This is a genomic window from Pseudomonas sp. BF-R-26 (assembly GCF_019947395.1).
GTDB classification, from domain to species: Bacteria; Pseudomonadota; Gammaproteobacteria; order Pseudomonadales; family Pseudomonadaceae; genus Aquipseudomonas; species Aquipseudomonas farris.
In genome coordinates, this window is record NZ_JAGYGK010000001.1 from 158,976 (window position 1) to 175,601 (window position 16,626).

19 protein-coding genes are annotated in these 16,626 nt (G+C 59.4%); 8 read left to right on the forward strand and 11 right to left on the reverse strand.

The window, feature by feature from the left end; all coding sequences use genetic code 11:
* The first annotated feature begins 125 nt into the window (after positions 1-125).
* Entirely contained in the window at positions 126-1,313 is a 1,188-nt protein-coding gene (cfaB, locus tag KGB18_RS00760; RefSeq protein ID WP_123720120.1) for a C17 cyclopropane fatty acid synthase CfaB, read from the forward strand.
* On the opposite strand, the gene cls is transcribed toward cfaB, so the two are convergent.
* Positions 1,310-2,749: a cardiolipin synthase gene (cls, locus tag KGB18_RS00765; protein WP_123720121.1), complete on the reverse strand. Its 1,440-nt coding sequence runs from the start codon at positions 2,747-2,749 to the stop codon at positions 1,310-1,312. The genes cfaB and cls overlap by 4 nt on opposite strands.
* 131 nt (positions 2,750-2,880) lie before the next feature.
* Here cls and KGB18_RS00775 point away from each other — a divergent pair, with 131 nt between their 5' ends.
* The gene (locus KGB18_RS00775) at positions 2,881-3,402 is read left to right on the forward strand and encodes a DUF3617 domain-containing protein (protein WP_030132514.1); all 522 of its coding nucleotides are present in this window, start codon (positions 2,881-2,883) and stop codon (positions 3,400-3,402) included.
* A 78-nt stretch (positions 3,403-3,480) separates the two neighbouring features.
* Here the strand turns inward: KGB18_RS00775 and KGB18_RS00780 are convergent, their stop codons facing one another.
* Genes KGB18_RS00780 through folE2 form a run of 7 tightly spaced genes read right to left on the reverse strand, consistent with a single transcriptional unit; the run spans position 3,481 to position 9,629 of the window.
* Positions 3,481-4,383 carry a His/Gly/Thr/Pro-type tRNA ligase C-terminal domain-containing protein gene (locus KGB18_RS00780; protein WP_201061116.1) on the reverse strand — a complete coding sequence of 301 codons (903 nt, stop codon included), beginning with the start codon at positions 4,381-4,383 and terminating at the stop codon, positions 3,481-3,483.
* A 34-nt stretch (positions 4,384-4,417) separates the two neighbouring features.
* On the reverse strand, positions 4,418-5,755 hold the full coding sequence (locus KGB18_RS00785; RefSeq protein ID WP_123720123.1) for a dihydroorotase: 1,338 nt from the start codon (positions 5,753-5,755) through the stop codon (positions 4,418-4,420).
* 2 nt (positions 5,756-5,757) lie between these two features.
* On the reverse strand, positions 5,758-6,318 hold the full coding sequence (locus KGB18_RS00790; RefSeq protein WP_123720124.1) for a DapH/DapD/GlmU-related protein: 561 nt from the start codon (positions 6,316-6,318) through the stop codon (positions 5,758-5,760).
* Positions 6,315-7,190: a metal ABC transporter substrate-binding protein gene (locus KGB18_RS00795; protein WP_123720125.1), complete on the reverse strand. Its 876-nt coding sequence runs from the start codon at positions 7,188-7,190 to the stop codon at positions 6,315-6,317. The genes KGB18_RS00790 and KGB18_RS00795 overlap by 4 nt, the downstream gene beginning before the upstream one ends.
* A gap of 11 nt (positions 7,191-7,201) precedes the next feature.
* On the reverse strand, positions 7,202-8,068 hold the full coding sequence (locus tag KGB18_RS00800; protein WP_007896554.1) for a metal ABC transporter permease: 867 nt from the start codon (positions 8,066-8,068) through the stop codon (positions 7,202-7,204).
* Positions 8,068-8,736, reverse strand: coding sequence for a metal ABC transporter ATP-binding protein (locus KGB18_RS00805; protein WP_123720126.1), 669 nt, complete (start codon positions 8,734-8,736; stop codon positions 8,068-8,070). Before KGB18_RS00805 ends, KGB18_RS00800 begins: the two co-directional genes overlap by 1 nt.
* A complete protein-coding gene (folE2, locus tag KGB18_RS00810; RefSeq protein WP_223569252.1) occupies positions 8,733-9,629 on the reverse strand; it encodes a GTP cyclohydrolase FolE2 in 897 nt (298 codons plus the stop codon). The genes KGB18_RS00805 and folE2 overlap by 4 nt, the downstream gene beginning before the upstream one ends.
* Positions 9,630-9,715: 86 nt before the next feature.
* On the opposite strand from folE2, the gene KGB18_RS00815 reads away from it, so the two are divergent.
* The gene (locus KGB18_RS00815) at positions 9,716-10,924 is read left to right on the forward strand and encodes an N-acetylmuramoyl-L-alanine amidase (RefSeq protein ID WP_223569253.1); all 1,209 of its coding nucleotides are present in this window, start codon (positions 9,716-9,718) and stop codon (positions 10,922-10,924) included.
* On the opposite strand, the gene KGB18_RS00820 is transcribed toward KGB18_RS00815, so the two are convergent.
* Positions 10,921-11,298, reverse strand: coding sequence for a glutamine synthetase (locus tag KGB18_RS00820; protein WP_123720129.1), 378 nt, complete (start codon positions 11,296-11,298; stop codon positions 10,921-10,923). The two genes, KGB18_RS00815 and KGB18_RS00820, sit on opposite strands and share 4 nt — an antisense overlap.
* Before the next feature lie 127 nt (positions 11,299-11,425).
* On the opposite strand from KGB18_RS00820, the gene dksA reads away from it, so the two are divergent.
* Genes dksA through KGB18_RS00835 form a run of 3 tightly spaced genes read left to right on the forward strand, consistent with a single transcriptional unit; the run spans position 11,426 to position 13,717 of the window.
* Positions 11,426-11,830, forward strand: coding sequence for an RNA polymerase-binding protein DksA (dksA, locus tag KGB18_RS00825; RefSeq protein ID WP_123720130.1), 405 nt, complete (start codon positions 11,426-11,428; stop codon positions 11,828-11,830).
* A gap of 28 nt (positions 11,831-11,858) precedes the next feature.
* The gene (gene zigA / locus KGB18_RS00830) at positions 11,859-13,067 is read left to right on the forward strand and encodes a zinc metallochaperone GTPase ZigA (protein ID WP_123720131.1); all 1,209 of its coding nucleotides are present in this window, start codon (positions 11,859-11,861) and stop codon (positions 13,065-13,067) included.
* Positions 13,067-13,717: a DUF1826 domain-containing protein gene (locus tag KGB18_RS00835; RefSeq protein ID WP_223569254.1), complete on the forward strand. Its 651-nt coding sequence runs from the start codon at positions 13,067-13,069 to the stop codon at positions 13,715-13,717. Before zigA ends, KGB18_RS00835 begins: the two co-directional genes overlap by 1 nt.
* Before the next feature lie 4 nt (positions 13,718-13,721).
* On the opposite strand, the gene KGB18_RS00840 is transcribed toward KGB18_RS00835, so the two are convergent.
* Positions 13,722-14,078, reverse strand: a complete 357-nt coding sequence (locus KGB18_RS00840) for an NADH:ubiquinone oxidoreductase (protein WP_223569255.1) — start codon at positions 14,076-14,078, stop codon at positions 13,722-13,724.
* Between the two features lie 27 nt (positions 14,079-14,105).
* Between KGB18_RS00840 and KGB18_RS00845 the strand changes: the two genes are divergently transcribed.
* Positions 14,106-15,077, forward strand: a complete 972-nt coding sequence (locus tag KGB18_RS00845; protein WP_123720133.1) for a CobW family GTP-binding protein — start codon at positions 14,106-14,108, stop codon at positions 15,075-15,077.
* Positions 15,078-15,193: 116 nt separating this feature from the next.
* Here the strand turns inward: KGB18_RS00845 and KGB18_RS00850 are convergent, their stop codons facing one another.
* On the reverse strand, positions 15,194-15,607 hold the full coding sequence (locus tag KGB18_RS00850; protein WP_123720134.1) for a DUF3301 domain-containing protein: 414 nt from the start codon (positions 15,605-15,607) through the stop codon (positions 15,194-15,196).
* A 120-nt stretch (positions 15,608-15,727) separates the two neighbouring features.
* Between KGB18_RS00850 and pdxY the strand changes: the two genes are divergently transcribed.
* Positions 15,728-16,600, forward strand: a complete 873-nt coding sequence (pdxY, locus tag KGB18_RS00855; protein WP_123357120.1) for a pyridoxal kinase PdxY — start codon at positions 15,728-15,730, stop codon at positions 16,598-16,600.
* The last annotated feature ends 26 nt before the right edge of the window (positions 16,601-16,626 follow it).

Sequence of the window (16,626 nt, forward strand, 5' to 3'; positions counted from 1 at the left end):
CCGTTGGATGGTTTCAGTGTTGCAGGCAACACCGGGAATAGAAAAAGGCTATTAATTCGATAGCCTGCTATTTTTCAAGGATGGTCTACCCTCAGATTTGACGTCTGAAACAAGGGGGACTTTTCATGCTCGCGCAACTTCCACCGGCCTTACAGAATCTGCAATTACCGCTTCGCTTGCGACTCTGGGACGGCCATGAGTTCAATCTGGGGCCGACGCCCAGCGTCACCATTGTGGTCAAGGATCCCCACATGGTTAGCCAGTTCACCCATCCTAGCCTCGACGCGTTGGGGGCGGCGTTCGTCGAAGGCAAGCTGGAACTGGAAGGCTCCATCAGCGACGTGATTCGTGTCTGCGATGAATGGAGTCAGGCGCTGATCAACGAAGACGAAGACGCGCAACCGGTGCGCACGGTTCATGACAAAGAAACCGATGCCAAAGCCATCTCCTACCACTACGACCTCTCCAACGCGTTTTACCAACTGTGGCTCGACAGCGACATGGCGTATTCCTGCGCCTATTTCGAGACCGGCAGCGAAACCCTTGAGCAAGCTCAACAAGCCAAGTTTCGCCACCTGTGCCGCAAACTGCGGTTGCAGCCAGGCGAGTATCTGCTGGATGTCGGTTGCGGCTGGGGCGGGTTGGCGCGGTATGCGGCTCGTGAGTTCGGCGCGAAGGTGTTCGGGATCACGCTCAGTAAGGAGCAATTGGAACTGGCTCGCGAACGGGTGAAAGCCGAAGGCCTGGAGGATCAGATCGAACTGCAACTGCTCGACTACCGCGATTTGCCTCAGGACGGACGCTTCGACAAGGTGGTCAGCGTCGGCATGTTCGAACACGTTGGCCATGCGAATCTTGCCGAGTACTGCAAAACCTTGTTCGGCGCGGTGAAAGAGGGTGGCCTGGTGATGAACCACGGGATCACCGCCAAACACATCGACGGTCGTCCGGTCGGGCGTGGTGCGGGTGAGTTCATCGAGAAGTACGTGTTCCCCAACGGCGAACTGCCGCATCTGTCGATGATATCGGCTGAGATCAGCGACGCGGGGCTGGAGATCGTCGATGTCGAGAGTCTGCGCCTGCATTACGCGCGGACCCTGGACCACTGGAGCGAACGCCTGGAAGACAATCTGGAAGCCGCCGGCAAACTGGTGCCAGAACAGGCTTTACGGATCTGGCGGTTGTACCTGGCAGGGTGCGCCTATGCCTTCGCCAGAGGCTGGATCAACCTGCACCAAATCCTCGCGGTGAAAGCCCATCCCGATGGCAGCCATGAACTGCCATGGACCCGCGATGATATTTACAACCCTTAAAGAATCGGTGAAATAAGCCGGGCGACCCGCATGCCAATCTGTTGCAGGCGGTGGGTCTCCCGGCCTTCTTCTTTGGCGATCTCGTGAGCTTGGGCGAAGTCATCGTTGAGCATCTGTTCCACTTCGGCAGCAAACGCACTGTCGACCGTCAGCAACATCACTTCGAAATTCAGCCGGAACGAACGGTTGTCCATATTGGCGCTGCCAATGGCGCTGATTTCGCTGTCGATCAACACCACTTTCTGATGCATGAACCCCGGCTGGTAACGGAACACACGCACGCCAGCACGTACCGCTTCGAAGGCGTAAAGGCTGGAAGCGGCGTAGACGATCCGGTGATCCGGCCGCGACGGCAACAAAATCCGTACATCCACACCGCGCAACACGGCCAGTCGCAACGCGGCGAATACCGCTTCGTCGGGGATAAAGTATGGGCTGGTGATCCACACCCGTTCCGTCGCCGCATGGATGGCTTCGACGAAGAATAGCGAGCAGGTTTCGTAGGAATCCGCCGGGCCGCTTGCCAGCAATTGGCAGAGCACGCCGTCGTCCGGATAAACCTCCGGCAGGATCAGTGGCGGAAGCGAACGGGCCGCCCAGAACCAGTCTTCGGCGAAGGACTCCTGCATGGAGGCCACCACTGGCCCGCGCACTTGCACATGGGTGTCACGCCATGGCGCCAGGGGCGGTTTCTCGCCCATGTATTCGTCGCCGACGTTGAGCCCGCCGACAAAACCGACAATCCCGTCGACCACTACGATCTTGCGATGGTTGCGGAAATTGACCTGAAAGCGGTTGAGCCAGCCGCTGCGGGTGGCGAAGACTTTGACCTCGATACCGGCATCGCGCAACGGTTGCACATAACCATGGGGCAGGGAGTGGCTGCCGATACGGTCGTAGAGCAGGTAAATCGCCACGCCCTCTGCAGCTTTCTTGGTCAGCAAGGTGTGCAGGCGTTGGCCGAGGCGGTCATCGTGAATGATGAAGAACTGGATCAACACCGCTTGCCGGGCGTTGCTGATGGCGTCGAAAATCGCATCGAAGGTGGCTTGGCCATCGATCAATAGGTGTACTTCGTTATTCGCCAGACACGGCATGCGTCCCAGTTTCGGCATGGCCCTCAAGGACGCGTAGGCGCTGGAGGCACGAGCAGCCAGTGCCTCTTCTACCCAGGGGCGCCAGTTCAACTCGGAGATTGCCTTGCGCATTTCTTCGTTGGCTTGCCGCCGGGCCTTGATGTAGCCATCGAAGGTGCTGCGGCCGAAGACCAGATAAGGGATAAGCGTGAGGTAGGGAATGAACAGCAGTGACAGAGCCCAGGCGATCGAGCCTTGAGCGGTCCGAACGGTCAATACGGCATGGATGGCGGCAATCGCGCCCAGCGCGTGCAGCAGAGCGATCAGATAACCGAAAACATGCGGTCCAAAATAATCCATGGGGCAGCCTTGCTCCTGAAGATTCAATGCTTAACAGACCATGTTCCGGGCAGAATGTCGCTATTTAATTGGCCCATGAACCGAAGCCCGTGGCTGACGTCTAACGGCCACTAATGATCAGGAGTTACTCGATGAACGTTCGTCTGCTGGGTTTGGCCATTGCGTTTGGTTTGGCACTTCCTGTGGCTGCTCAGGCGCAGATGTTGCAACCGGGTTTGTGGGAAATGACTTCAAGCAACATGAAGGTCGATGACCAGAACCTGCCCGATCTTCAACTGATTCTCGGCCAGATACAGAGTCAGATGACCCCTGAACAGCGCGCGCAGCTGGAGAAGCAGGGCATCACCATGGGCGGCAAAGGGATTCGGGCGTGCCTGACGCCTGAGCAGGTGAAGACCGACAACATTCCACTGACGGACCCACAATCGGGCTGCAAGCAGGAAATCACCGAGCGTACCGGCAACCAATGGAAATTCCGTTTCAGCTGTCCGAAAGCGCAAGGTGCTGGTGTCGCCACATTCCTCAGCGATCGTGAGTTCACCACCAAGGTCAACGGTACTTTCAACGCCACCGGCATTCAGCAGAAGGGTAGCCTCGATACTCGCGCGGTGTGGTTGGGCCAGGATTGCGGCACAGTGAAGCCAAGAGCCTAAAAGCATCGCGGGCAAGCCCGCTCCCACAAAGTCATACGCGATCCCTGTGGGAGCGGGCTTGCCCGCGATGACGTCCGTTTAGTCACCTTGAATCTTGGGCGGATTCAACAATTCACACACCGCCTCAATCCCTTTCTCCCCGAAGTTCTCTCCACTGCTGCTGCGCATACTGACAAACCCGCCTTCCTTTTCCTTCTCTCCCACCACCAACAGATACGGCACTTTCTGGCTGTGCTGGCGAATCTTGTGGCTGATTTTCTCGTTACGCAGATCCGAGTTGGCCCGCAGTTCACGGCGGCGCAGGGCCTGGGTCACCGAGTGCGCATAAGCGGTCTGACGTTCATCGATGTTCACGACCATCACCTGCGGCGGCGCTCGCCAGGTGTCCAGCTCCTGTTGGCTGGACCAGCACGTGCCGTAGATCCGTTGCTGCGACGTGCCGCTGATATGGTCCAGAGTGAATGCTTGCAATACCTTGGTGGTGGGAACATGCGGGCCTTCAGCGAAACTTTCAAAACCCCCCAAGCGATACAGCGTTAACCGTTCGGCTGGCGTCGCCCGGGGAGCGGTTTCCCGTCGGATCGAATGGTTGGTCGCCGCCAGTGCATGCATGCGCGCTTCGATAACTGGCAGCTCGGCCAGAGTTAAAGAGCGCTGGAAAGCAAACTCATAAAAGAAACCATCACCCAGCGACGATCCGGCTCGCAACTGCGCATTCGGATGGAGCTGTTTGACGGCCATGGCCAGCATCAGCGCGCAGGAACGGCGAAGGATCTCCAGGCCATCGGGTTCCTGGGGCGTGACGATACTGACCCGGGCATCGCCCTCGATCAGGAACCCACAGTCCACCAACACGCCATCGACCCGCCCGGCCACTGCCGCGTTAGCCAACCCGAGACTGATGCTTGCAGCAACTTCATACACAGACAGCGGCTGATCGTACTCACGCAATGAACCATCGGGCAGAGTGATATGGATCATGATCGATGTTCTCGAATGTTTTCGACAACGTGCGCTAGCGCATAAACCGTAGGGGTAAACCCTGGCAGGTGTCATTAAGACGTTCGTCGTGCCAGGCAATTTGCCCCGACACGACCGTAGTGCTGACGCTGTGGCGAAAGCGATGGTGGGTGAAGGGCGTCCAGCCGCATTGAGAGAGGATCGGTTGCCGGGAAACGGCAAGGCCGTCGGGCTCGTGTTTGATCAACACCAGGTCGGCCCAGTAGCCTTCGCGCAGGTAGCCGCGATCGGGGATGGCAAACAGATCGGCGACCCGGTGACTGGTCTTGGCCACGAGGGTGGTGATCGGCAATATCTCATCGGACACCAGTTCCAGCAACGCGGGCAGGGCGTGTTGCACCAACGGCAAACCGGACGGCGCCTGGCTGTAGGGCCGCTGTTTTTCGGCCCAGGTATGAGGCGCGTGATCACTGCCGATCACATCCAGTCGATTGCTCAACAATGCTTTGCGCAAGGCATCGCGGTCGGTCTGAGTCTTGATCGCCGGGTTGCACTTGATCAGGTTGCCAAGGCTCGGGTAGTCGCGATCATCGAACAGCAAGTGATGCAGACAGACTTCGGCGGTGATGCGTTTCTGTGCCAGCGGCTGGTCTTCGAACAGCGCCAGTTCGCGGGCCGTGCTCAAGTGTAAAACGTGAAGTCGGGTGCCGTGTTGCCTGGCCAGATCAACGGCCATTGAGGAGGAGCGAAAGCACGCTTCGGCGTTGCGGATCAGCGGGTGAGCGGCGGGCGGAAGGTGCTCGCCGAACAGCTCTCGCAGATTCGCGGCATTGGCTTCGATGCTGGGCGTGTGTTCGCAGTGAGCCAACAGAATGGTCGGCACCTCGGCGAAGAGCCGCTCGAGAATCCGTGGATCGTCCACCAGCATATTGCCGGTGGAGGCGCCCATGAACACTTTGACCCCGGCCACCTCGCAAGGATTGAGCGCGGCAACCGTGTCGAGATTGTCGTTGCTCACGCCGAAATGAAAACCGTAATTGGCCACTGAACTCGTCGCCGCTCGACGCTTCTTGTTGGCCAGCGCGGCGAGGGTCAAAGTGGCCGGTGAAGTGTTGGGCATGTCCATAAAGCTGGTGATGCCGCCAGCCACTGCCGCTCTGGATTCGGTATGGAAGCTGCCCTTGTCTGGAGCTCCAGGATCGCGGAAATGCACCTGGTCATCGATCATGCCCGGCAGCAGCCATTGGCCATCGGCGTCGATTTCCACGGTGGCCGTTTCACCTTCAATGCTGCTGGCGATCTTGACGATGCGACCGTGGCTTACCAGCAAATCACCGTCGAACTCACGACCTTCATTGACCAGTCGGGCATTGCGAATCAGCACGCTGCTCATGGTCAGAACTCGTTTTGCAGGGCTTTGTAGCCCCGCACCAGATCGACATTGGTGCGCGCCACGTCCTCGGAAAACTCCGAGGCGCTGACGCTCACCGGTGGGAACTGCGACAGGTCAGTGTTGGGGCCGATGCGCGTGGTGGAGGGCACGTAGAAGTCTTCTGGCAAGTCACGACCGTCGACCACCGAGTTGTGCCGCACCACGCAACCGTCGCCCACCGCACAGTTGAACAGCACGCTGTTGAACCCGATGAACACGCGGTCACCAACGGTGCAGGGGCCATGCACGATGGAGCGGTGAGCAATGGAGCTGAACTCGCCGATGGTCACCGCTGCACCGGACTTGGAGTGAATCACCACGCCGTCCTGAATGTTCGAGTTGGCGCCGATGGTGATTGGCTCCATCTCTCCTGAATCATCCACTTCATCGGCGCGAATCACCGCGTACGGACCGACGAACACGTTCTCGCCGATCACCACTTTGCCGCAGATGATGGCGGTTTTATCCACGTACGCGGACTCCGCAATCAACGGCAGATCACCGGAAGGATTCTTGCGGATCATGGCTTGCTCAACGCCTCATACAAGGTGTTGAGGTTGTATTCGAACAGTCCGGCGAACGTGCTGGCCGGGCCGGTCGCCGCGAGGGCATCGGAGTACAGCGTGCCACCGATATGCGCGCCGCTTTCATCGGCGATTTGCTTGAGCAGGCGTGCGTCCTTGATGTTTTCCATGAACACCGCTTTGACCTTGGCCTGACGGATCTGCGTGATCAGCGCAGCGACTTCGGCAGCCGATGGTTCACGTTCGGTGGACAGACCTTGTGGCGCCATGAAGTCGATGCCGTAAGCCTGACCGAGATAGCCGAAGGCGTCATGGGAGGTCACGATTTTGCGATTACCCGGCGGCAGCGAACCGAGCTTGGCTTTGGCCTCGGCGAGCAACGCGTAGATCTTTTTCAGGTAGGCCTGGCTGTTGTGTTCGTAGTCGGCTTTGTTCGCAGGGTCGGCGGCGATCAGCGCTTTGGTGATGTTGCTGATGTACAACTCGGTGTTCGCCAGGTTGTGCCAGGCGTGTGGGTCGGGAATGGTTTCGCCGTCTTCATCCAGCGAGCGTGGAATGACACCGTGGCTGGCACTGATGACCGCAGCTTTGGTCTCGGTGCTGGTCACCAGACGGTCCAGCCATGGCTCGAAACCTAGCCCGTTCTTGATGATCAGTCTGGCCTTGAGCAATGCCTTGGCATCGTCCGGAGTCGGCTCGTAGGTATGGGCATCGGCGTCCGGCCCGACCATGTTGGTGATCTGGATATGGTCGCCGCCGACCTGTTGAGTCATGTCGGCGAGGATGCTGAAGCTGGTGACTACCTGGAGTTTTTCCGCGGCAGACAGCGACATCGACAGCATCAAACTGAACAGCACGAGTAAAGCGCGCATCGGGTAACACCTCATTGGGATGTGAGCAAAGGCGGGCGGCGCAGCAAACCGTGCACCGGACCGAACACCACGGACAGCAGATACAAAGCGCCAGCCACCAGCACGATCGCCGGGCCGCTGGGCAGCGAGTAGTAAAACGACAGCAACAATCCGAGCCAGACCGAGAGGCAGCCGAGCAGTGCGGCGATGACCATCAGTACCGGCAAGCGACGACTCCAGAAGCGAGAAGCGGCGGCTGGCAACATCATCAAACCGACCACCATCAGGGCGCCGATGGCCTGGAAACCGATCACCAGGTTCAGCACCACCAGGGTCAGAAATACTCCGTGAGCCAGTGGCCCGAGGCGGCTGACGGTTTGCAGAAAGAGTGGGTCGAGGGTGTCCAGCAACAGGGGTTTGTAGATGAGGGCCATGGCGATCAGGCTGAAGCCTGAGACCCAAATCATGCCGGTCAAAGTCGGTCCGTCGACCGCGAGCGCCGAGCCAAACAACAGGTGCAACAGGTCCAGCCGCTTGCCGGCGATACCGAGGATCAGCACGCCGCTGGCCAGCGATATCGGATAGATCGCGGCCAGGCTCGCGTCTTCCCGCAGGCCAGTGCGGCGAGTGATCCACGCGGCCAGTCCGGCCATGCTCAGACCAGCGCCGAGGCCACCGATGGTCAACGCGGGTAGACTCAACCCGGCGAACCAGAAGCCCAATGCGGCGCCCGGCAAGATGCCGTGAGCCACCGCGTCGCCGATTAGGCTCATGCGCCGCAGGATCAGAAACACCCCAAGCGGAGCGGTGCTGCACGCCAGAACGAGCCCCCCAAGCAACGCCCTGCGCATGAATACGAATTCGTGGAACGGTTGCCAAAGCTGAGCGGCGGCGATCATCAAGCCACCTGCGTCTGGGGTTGTTGGCGAATCAGATCTGTACTGGGGCCGAGGACGCAGCCGCTGCTTTTGATCAATAGGGCTTGTGGGATGTGTTGGCGCACAGCGGCCAGGTCATGACACACCACGACCAGGGTTCGACCTTCGGCATGCCACGCGTGGATGTGTTTCCAGAGCAGCGCCTGGCCGAGTTCGTCGAGCGCGGCGTGGGGTTCGTCGAGCAACAACAAGGGGGCTTCGGCGAGACTCAACCGGGCGAGCAGGGCGCGCTGCAATTCGCCCCCGGAGAGGGCCATCAATGTGCGATGTTCCAGGCCGGTCAGGCACCAGTCTTCCAGCGCAGACTTGAGTCGCTGGCTGCGAATTTCCGGAGTTTGCTTGCTGCCCCAGAAACCTGCGGCCACCAACTCTTGCAGGCTGATGGGGAATTGCCGGTCCAGGTGTTGTTGCTGAGGCAGGAACGAAAGGCCGCCTTTACTTGGAGCATCAATGATGACTTTTCCGGTCAGTGGCTTTTGCAGACCGGCGATGACTTTTAGCAGGCTGCTTTTACCCGAACCGTTGGCACCGATGACGGCGGTCAGACTTCCTTTGGGTAATTGGAAATCCACTGACGGAGTGAGCGGTTGACCGGGAGCGCCCCAGCGCAAGGCTTGGCATTGGATCATGCGGCCTCCCAATTCCAGCGACTTTCGGCGACAGCGTCGTGAGCGTGAAGACTTTCGGCGTGAACGACTCGCACATGAAAGGCGTTGATCCCCGGGGAGCGTTTCAGGGCCAGATTCAAGCGTCGGGCGGCGTCTTCGCAGAACATCAGGTTCTGGCCGTTGGCGAGAGCGAAGGCTTGTTCGTCGGCGCGTTTCACTGCGGTTTGCACTGCGGTGCCGAGGGCTGCTTCCGCATCGTTGATCGCGGCGATCAGCGGCAGGTCATCCAGGTAGTCGTCCAGACGCAGCTGCAATTGCGCATTGCTGCGTTGGCTATGCGGCGTGGCGACGATACCTTTCGTGGAACCGAGCCAAGCCAGAACGTCGGAGTGTTGCAATGATCGATTGGCGAAGTCATCAACGAATTGCTGCTGAATCAGCTGCCGCGAAAGTGCCGCTGAGCACGGGCAGGTTGAGGAATAAGGAACGTCGATTTTTAGTTCCACGTGGAACATCGCGTTTTTCAAACTCGCTTCGATGCTCACCGGATAGGTTTTCCAACCGGCTAGCGGACTGATGAGCGCGGGTCTTTTGAGCAATAGTTCGGTGTGAATTTTTAGGTAAGCGTTGTGGGAAAGTCCTTCATGGGTTTCGAGAAAATTCTGCAAGACTCGCCGCAACAACGCGGGCGAAAGGTTTTCCCGCTCAAGCTTTTCCAGCGCCAGATACAGCCGCGACATATGGATGCCGCGCGCCTCTCCATCGTCGAGGCTAACGCCAGCGTCGGCCTTTGCGCTCAGTCGCTGGCCATCGAATAAAACAGGAAGAGCAATGCCGCACATGCCCACCCAATCGAGTGGCAGGGCTTGGCGTGAGGCCTGCGCGGCGATATCCGGCAGAGTCAGCGCATTCATGAGCAGGTCCATCGTGGGAGTTGATTTGGCATGTTATATTATAACAATCAAATCGACGATGCCTTTTTCGTGAGCGGGCTTTCATCATGCACAGACGTCACTTGCTCAACCTGATTCTGGCCAGCGCGGCCTTCGCATTTCCCTTTGGTGCTTCGGCCACGCAAATTCGCAATGCACGACTGTGGCGTTCTGACGACAAGCTACGACTGGTGTTCGATCTGAGCGGGCCGGTGCAATACAAGACGTTTTCCCTGAGCGCTCCGGAGCGGCTGATCATCGATCTGAGTGGCGCCAATCTCAGTGGCGACTTCAGTCAGTTGGCACTCAGCAACACGGTGATTCGCGCAATCCGCTCCGGACATTTCGGTCAGGGCGATACGCGGATCGTCCTCGACCTCAGCGGCCCGGTGCAGCTCAACAGTTTCCAGCTGCCGCCCCAGGACGGGCAGGGGCACCGATTGGTACTCGATCTGAAGACCGCTGCGCCGCTACAGATCGCGGCGGTGCCGTCGGAAAAACCTGAACCCGTCACCGACAAGGCTCACCCCAAGCGCGACATCATCGTGGTGGTCGACCCTGGTCACGGCGGCAAAGATCCGGGCGCGGTCGGTGCCAAAGGTGAGCGGGAAAAAGACGTGGTGCTATCGATCGCCCAGCTGCTGGCCAAACGGCTGAAACGTGAGAAGGGCTTCGACGTGAAACTGGTGCGCAATGACGACTTCTTCGTCCCGCTGCGCAAGCGCGTGGAGATTGCCCGCAAACACAATGCCGACATGTTCATCTCGGTCCATGCGGACGCGGCGCCGCGTCTCACCGCTTCAGGTGCGTCGGTGTACTGTTTGTCCGAAGGTGGCGCGACTTCGGCCACGGCGCGCTTCATGGCACAACGGGAGAACGGTGCAGACCTGTTGGGCGCCACCAGCCTGCTCAATCTCAAGGACAAGGACCCGATGCTCGCCGGGGTGATTCTCGACATGTCGATGAACGCCACCATCGCCGCCAGTTTGCAGTTGGGCAGTACGGTGCTTGGCAGCCTGGCAGGCATTACTACGCTGCATCAGAAGCGCGTGGAGCAAGCAGGATTCGCCGTGTTGAAGTCGCCGGATGTGCCGTCGATTCTGGTGGAAACCGGCTTCATCTCGAACGCCCGCGACAGTCAACGACTGGTGACTGCCCGCCATCAGCAAGCGGTGGCGGATGGTTTGTTCGAAGGGTTGCAGCGCTATTTTCAGAAGAACCCACCGATGAACAGCTACATCGCCTGGCAACAGGAACAGAAAAATGCACAGGCCTAGCAGCCGATCATCCGGCTGCACGTGAACTTGCCGCTGCTGCCGCCGGAGCTGGAAAACCGATTGATGGTTGTCCAGCCAACCCGGCGGTTGTAGCCGACCCAGGCTTCGCCATCGGACGCGATGCCAGTGAAGAACGTCAATTGCCCGTAGCGGTTATTGGTTTGCGCCCATTGGCGTTTGCCGGCCACTTCGAAGCCGCGCAGATAGATCGTGCTACCGACGGTGTTAACGCTGTAGGCATTGCCGTCGGCATCTACGCAGGCCAGCAGATTGGCGCTACGGGTGCAGTTAGCCAGGCTCGGGACTTGTCCCCAGGCATCGACCGCGATCAGCAACGAAAGGCTCAATAGCGAGAATTTCAGGGCGTTTCCCATGGCATTTCTCAAGGGGGCGGACGGGCTCAAGCATCGTGCCCTTTGTCGCAGCGAGCAAGAGGGGAGTGGCTTATTTGTATTGTTATACTATAACATAAAAATACACCCGCTCTGATGATCCACCGCCATGACTGAACAAGAACTCCTCGCTCAACCCGCCGCCGATTACATGAACGACGCCCAGCAAGGCTTCTTTCGCGAGCTATTGCTGGCACAGCGCAGCGAGCTGCAGGAGCGCATTGCCGGCGAGTTCGACGCGTTACGCGAGCAGGAACCCCACAGCGATCCCGCCGATATCGGCAGCGCCGAAGAACAGCGCCAGTGGCAACTGCGCCTGCTGGAGCGGGAAAAGAAGCTCCTGGACAAGATCGACGAAGCCCTCGAACACCTGGCTCGCGGCGAGTACGGCTGGTGTCGCGAAACCGGTGAGCCGATCGGCCTCAAGCGCCTGCTGCTGCGACCCACCGCCACTCTGTGTATTGAAGCCAAAGAACGTGAAGAGCTGCGCGAACGCCATCAACGGGCGATTTGACCGGCCACATCCTGATGAGGAATACCTGATGCCCAATCGTCTCCCCGTGACCGTCCTGTCGGGCTTTCTCGGCGCCGGAAAAAGTACACTTCTTAATTACGTACTACGTAATCGCGAAAATTTGCGGGTCGCAGTTATCGTCAATGACATGAGTGAGATCAATATCGATGGCAGTGAAGTTCAGCGCGATGTCAGCCTGAACCGTGCCGAAGAAAAACTCGTGGAAATGAGTAACGGCTGCATTTGCTGCACCTTGCGCGAAGACTTGCTCGAAGAAGTCAGCAAACTCGCCAAGGACGGTCGTTTCGATTACCTGTTGATCGAGTCCACGGGCATTTCCGAGCCTCTGCCCGTGGCAGAAACCTTCACGTTTCGCGATGAAGAAGGGCAGAGCCTGGCGGACATCGCGCGGCTCGATACCATGGTCACCGTGGTCGACGGCATGAACTTCCTGCTCGACTATCAGGCCGCCGAAAGCCTCGCTTCCCGTGGCGAAACCCTGGGAGAGGAGGACGAACGCTCGATCACCGACCTGTTGATCGAGCAGATCGAATTCGCCGACGTGATTCTGATCAGCAAAATCGATTTGATCAGCAGTAGCGAGCGCCAGGAGTTGATCGCGATCCTCGAACGGCTAAATTCCCAGGCGGAAATCATTCCGATGGTCATGGGCGAAGTGCCGCTCAAGAAAATCCTCAACACTGGTCGCTTCGACTTCGAAAAGGCTGCTCAGGCGCCGGGATGGTTGCAGGAATTGCGCGGTGAACACGTGCCGGAAACCGAGGAATACGGTATCGCCTCCACGGCATATCGGGCGCGGCGACCGTTTCATCCACAGCGCTTCTTCAGTTTCATCGACCGTCCGTGGGTGAACGGCAAATTGCTGCGTTCCAAAGGCTTTTTCTGGCTGGCCAGCAAACACAGGGATGCCGGCAGCTGGTCCCAGGCCGGCGGCTTGATGCGTCACGGTTTTGCCGGACGCTGGTGGCGTTTCGTGCCGAAAAACCAGTGGCCGCAAGATGAAGAAAGCACTGCCGGGATCATGGAAAACTGGACGGCCGCCACCGGTGATTGCCGTCAGGAGCTGGTGTTTATCGGCCAGAACGTCGATTTCGCGCAACTCACCGTCGAACTCGATAACTGCCTGCTGACGGATGCTGAGATGGCCTTGGGTGTCGAGGGCTGGCAGTTACTGCCCGATCCGTTTGGTCCTTGGCACGAAGAGGCGGCTGCTTGATGTTGGCGCCCAGTCTGAAGCTGCGACCGGTCATTCGCCAGGTTCAAGGTGATACGCCAAAAGCGCTGACGGGAATTCTGGACGACGGCGTGAACCTGGCCCTCTGGCAGCGCCAACTCCCAGCGCACATTGCCGATTTCGGTCGTTTGTTGTTGTCCCTGAACGAGCCGCTGGCCGAGTCAATATCCCTGGAAATGCCCGGCGATGACGCCGAACCCAATCTCCACGGTTTAGCCTCAGGCTTCAGCGACCTTGAAGGCTACGAAGGCTTTATCGCCGATGTTTCCTGGCTGGTCAGCGCCTTCGCCTGCTTGTTGGGCGCCCAGCGTATCGGCCTGCGTCTGCGGGTTCTGGACAAAGCCATGTGCCCGCGTTTCCACGTCGATCATGTGCCGGTGCGGTTGATCACCACCTACGCAGGTATTGGCAGCCAATGGCTGAAAGAAGGGGCGATGGATCGCCGGCAATTAGGCAAACCTGAGGCCGAACCGCAGGACGATTCGCTGATCCAGCAAATCACCAGCGGCGAAGTGGCGCTGCTTAAAGGGGAGAAGTGGCACGGCAATGAAGGCTTCGGTTTGATCCACCGCTCGCCGCAGCCGGCGCCGGGCGAGCGTCGTTTGATCCTGACCCTCGACTGGCTGAGCTAACCGCTCAAGGTTTGAGCCAGGTTCCCTGGCTCTGGGCTTCGCAAAACGGCTTCAAATACGCCGCATCGGTGGCCATGCCGTAATAGTGAATATCCTGCCGGTAAGGCATATTGGCGACTTGAGCGTTGCTGCACACCCCGAACGCGCCGGTGGGGCATTGGTCGACGTACTGCACCTCGACTTTCTGCCCGGGCAGATTCGGCTGGCAGAATCCGTCGGCGAACAGTTTTTCCGGGATACTGCGGTTTTGCTGGCAGACCTTCACATCGAGCCGCTCAGCCGTGCTGTGCACCACGCAGGCCTGAGCCAGCGCTTCGCCCGATGTGAGCGCCAGTAGCAACGACCATCCCATCAACCGCATTCTTTACCTCCTCAGAAAACCTCGACCATGTTGCAGAACATTCCCACCCACGTCATTGCCGGCCCACTAGGTGCCGGCAAGACCAGCCTGATCAAGCACCTGCTGGCGCAACGGCCCGTGGGTGAGCGCTGGGCGGTGTTGATCAACGAGTTCGGCCAGATCGGTCTGGATGCCGCGCTGTTGACCCAGGATGCCGATGGTATCGCACTGGGGGAAGTGGCCGGGGGCTGTTTGTGTTGCGTCAATGGTGCACCGTTTCAGATCGGCCTCGGGCGGTTGCTGCGCAAGGCACGACCGGATCGACTGTTCATCGAACCCTCCGGGCTGGGACATCCAGCGCAGTTGCTCAGGCAATTGAGTGAGGCGCCGTGGCAAGGCGTCCTGGCCGTACAGCCGTGCGTGCTGGTGTTGGATGCCCAGGCGCTTGCGACTGGAAAACCGCTGCCTGCTGCGCAACAGCAAGCGCTGGACAGTGCCGGATTGCTGTTGCTGAACAAGGCAGAAGGCCTCGACGACAGTGATCGCCAGCGAATCGCCGCACAGTTGCCGATGCGTCCTTTGTACTGGACGCAGCAAGCCGTCTTGCCGTTGAGCGAGTTACCGGGGCTCGGGGCTCAGGCTGTCGGGGGTGTGGATAACTTTGTCGTGCCCAAGGGATTGGCGCAGATGCCAGCCATCTGGACTGACCCCACGCTGCCGATTTGCTTGAGTCAGGCGCAGGAGGGTGGCTGGAGCGTTGGATGGCGGTGGCATCCGAGTCAGATATTCGATGCCGTATTGATCGGGAAATGGCTTGAGCGCCTTGAATGGCGGCGGGCGAAGCTGGTTATCCACAGCGCCGAGGGGTGGGTGTCGGCGAATGCGCTGGATAACTCGGAGTTGGATTGGCGACCCAGTGAATGGTCTCGGGATTCGCGTATCGAGCTGATTTTTAGCGAGCAGCAGAGTGTCGTAGAGCTGCAGAAAGGATTGATGGAGTGCCGTACTCAGGCGAATTAGCGAGTTTTGTGCAGTTTTTGAAGGCCTCATCGCGGGCAAGCCCGCTCCCACAAGGTTCACACTGTACTGTGGGAGCGGGCTTGCCCGCGATTGGTTTTAACAGACTGACACCCGACTCACGGGCGCCATTTGGTGTGTTCTTGCCGCCACTGACTCAATTCAATCACCTCAGCTCTGGGCTTCGTGATGTCGACCACCGGTGGTGTGTCGTCGAACGGCATCGGGTAGGGCGCGAGCTCGATCTGTGCGCTATGGGCGCCGAACTGGGTGATGGTGCCGGTGTGGCGGGTTTCGCCGGTCACGGTGAATTCGAAGTTATACACACGGGCCAGGCGCCGACGGCCGTTGGCGTCTTTAATGAAAGCGATCTTCTTCAAGGCTACGTTGCCGTCCAGCAGCTCGATCCGCAGCTTGGCGCAATGCTGCATGACCCGCTCCAGCGCGCGTTCGCGCAAGCCGTGGTTGTGCCACAACCACGCGCCACCGGTGGCGAGCAGCATCAGCACGAAGATATTTCCGAGGGTCAGCATCAACAGGGTGCTCCAACAAGATAGTGCCAGCTTAACTGCGTCGCCGGTCTGTCGTACAGGCTGCGTTTAGTCGCATACTGCGCGGCTCGAATTTCAATCGTTTGACGGAAAACTCACCGCATGAAACGTACGCCCCATGTGCTCGCCATCCAGTCCCACGTGGTGTTCGGCCACGCAGGCAACAGCGCCGCGGTTTTCCCGATGCAGCGGATCGGGGTGAACGTCTGGCCGCTCAATACCGTGCAGTTCTCCAACCACACGCAATATGGCCAGTGGGCCGGAGAAGTGCTGGCCCCGCATCAGATTCCGGAATTGGTGGAAGGCATCGCGGCGATCGGTGAGCTGGGCAATTGCGATGCTGTGTTGTCCGGCTACCTCGGCAGCGCGGCCCAGGGACGGGCGGTTCTCGCGGGCGTGGAACGAATCAAATCGATCAATCCCAAAGCGCTATACCTCTGCGACCCGGTGATGGGCCATCCGGAGAAGGGCTGCACCGTTCCAGCCGAGGTCAGCGATTTTCTGTTGGAAGAGGCGGCTGCGGTGGCCGACTTCATGTGCCCGAATCAGTTGGAGCTGAACAGCTTCTCGGGGCGCAAGGCGCAGTCTTTGTTCGATTGCCTGGCCATGGCGCGTGCGCTGCTGGCGCGCGGTCCGAAGGCGGTGCTGGTCAAGCATCTGGACTATCCCGGCAAACTGGCGGATGGCTTCGAGATGTTGCTGGTGACCGCCGAAGGCAGCTGGCACCTGCGTCGGCCGCTGCTGGCGTTTCCGCGTCAGCCGGTCGGCGTTGGTGACCTGACTGCCGGGCTGTTCCTGACGCGCGTGCTGCTGGGTGACAATCTGGTGAGCGCCTTCGAATTCACCGCGGCGGCGGTGCATGAAGTGCTGCTGGAAACCCAGGCCTGCGCCAGCTATGAGCTGGAACTGGTGCGGGCGCAGGACCGGATTGCCCATCCGCGGGTGCGGTTTGAGGCGACAGCGATCAGCCTGTAATCGGGTGGTTGTCCCAATCGCGAGCC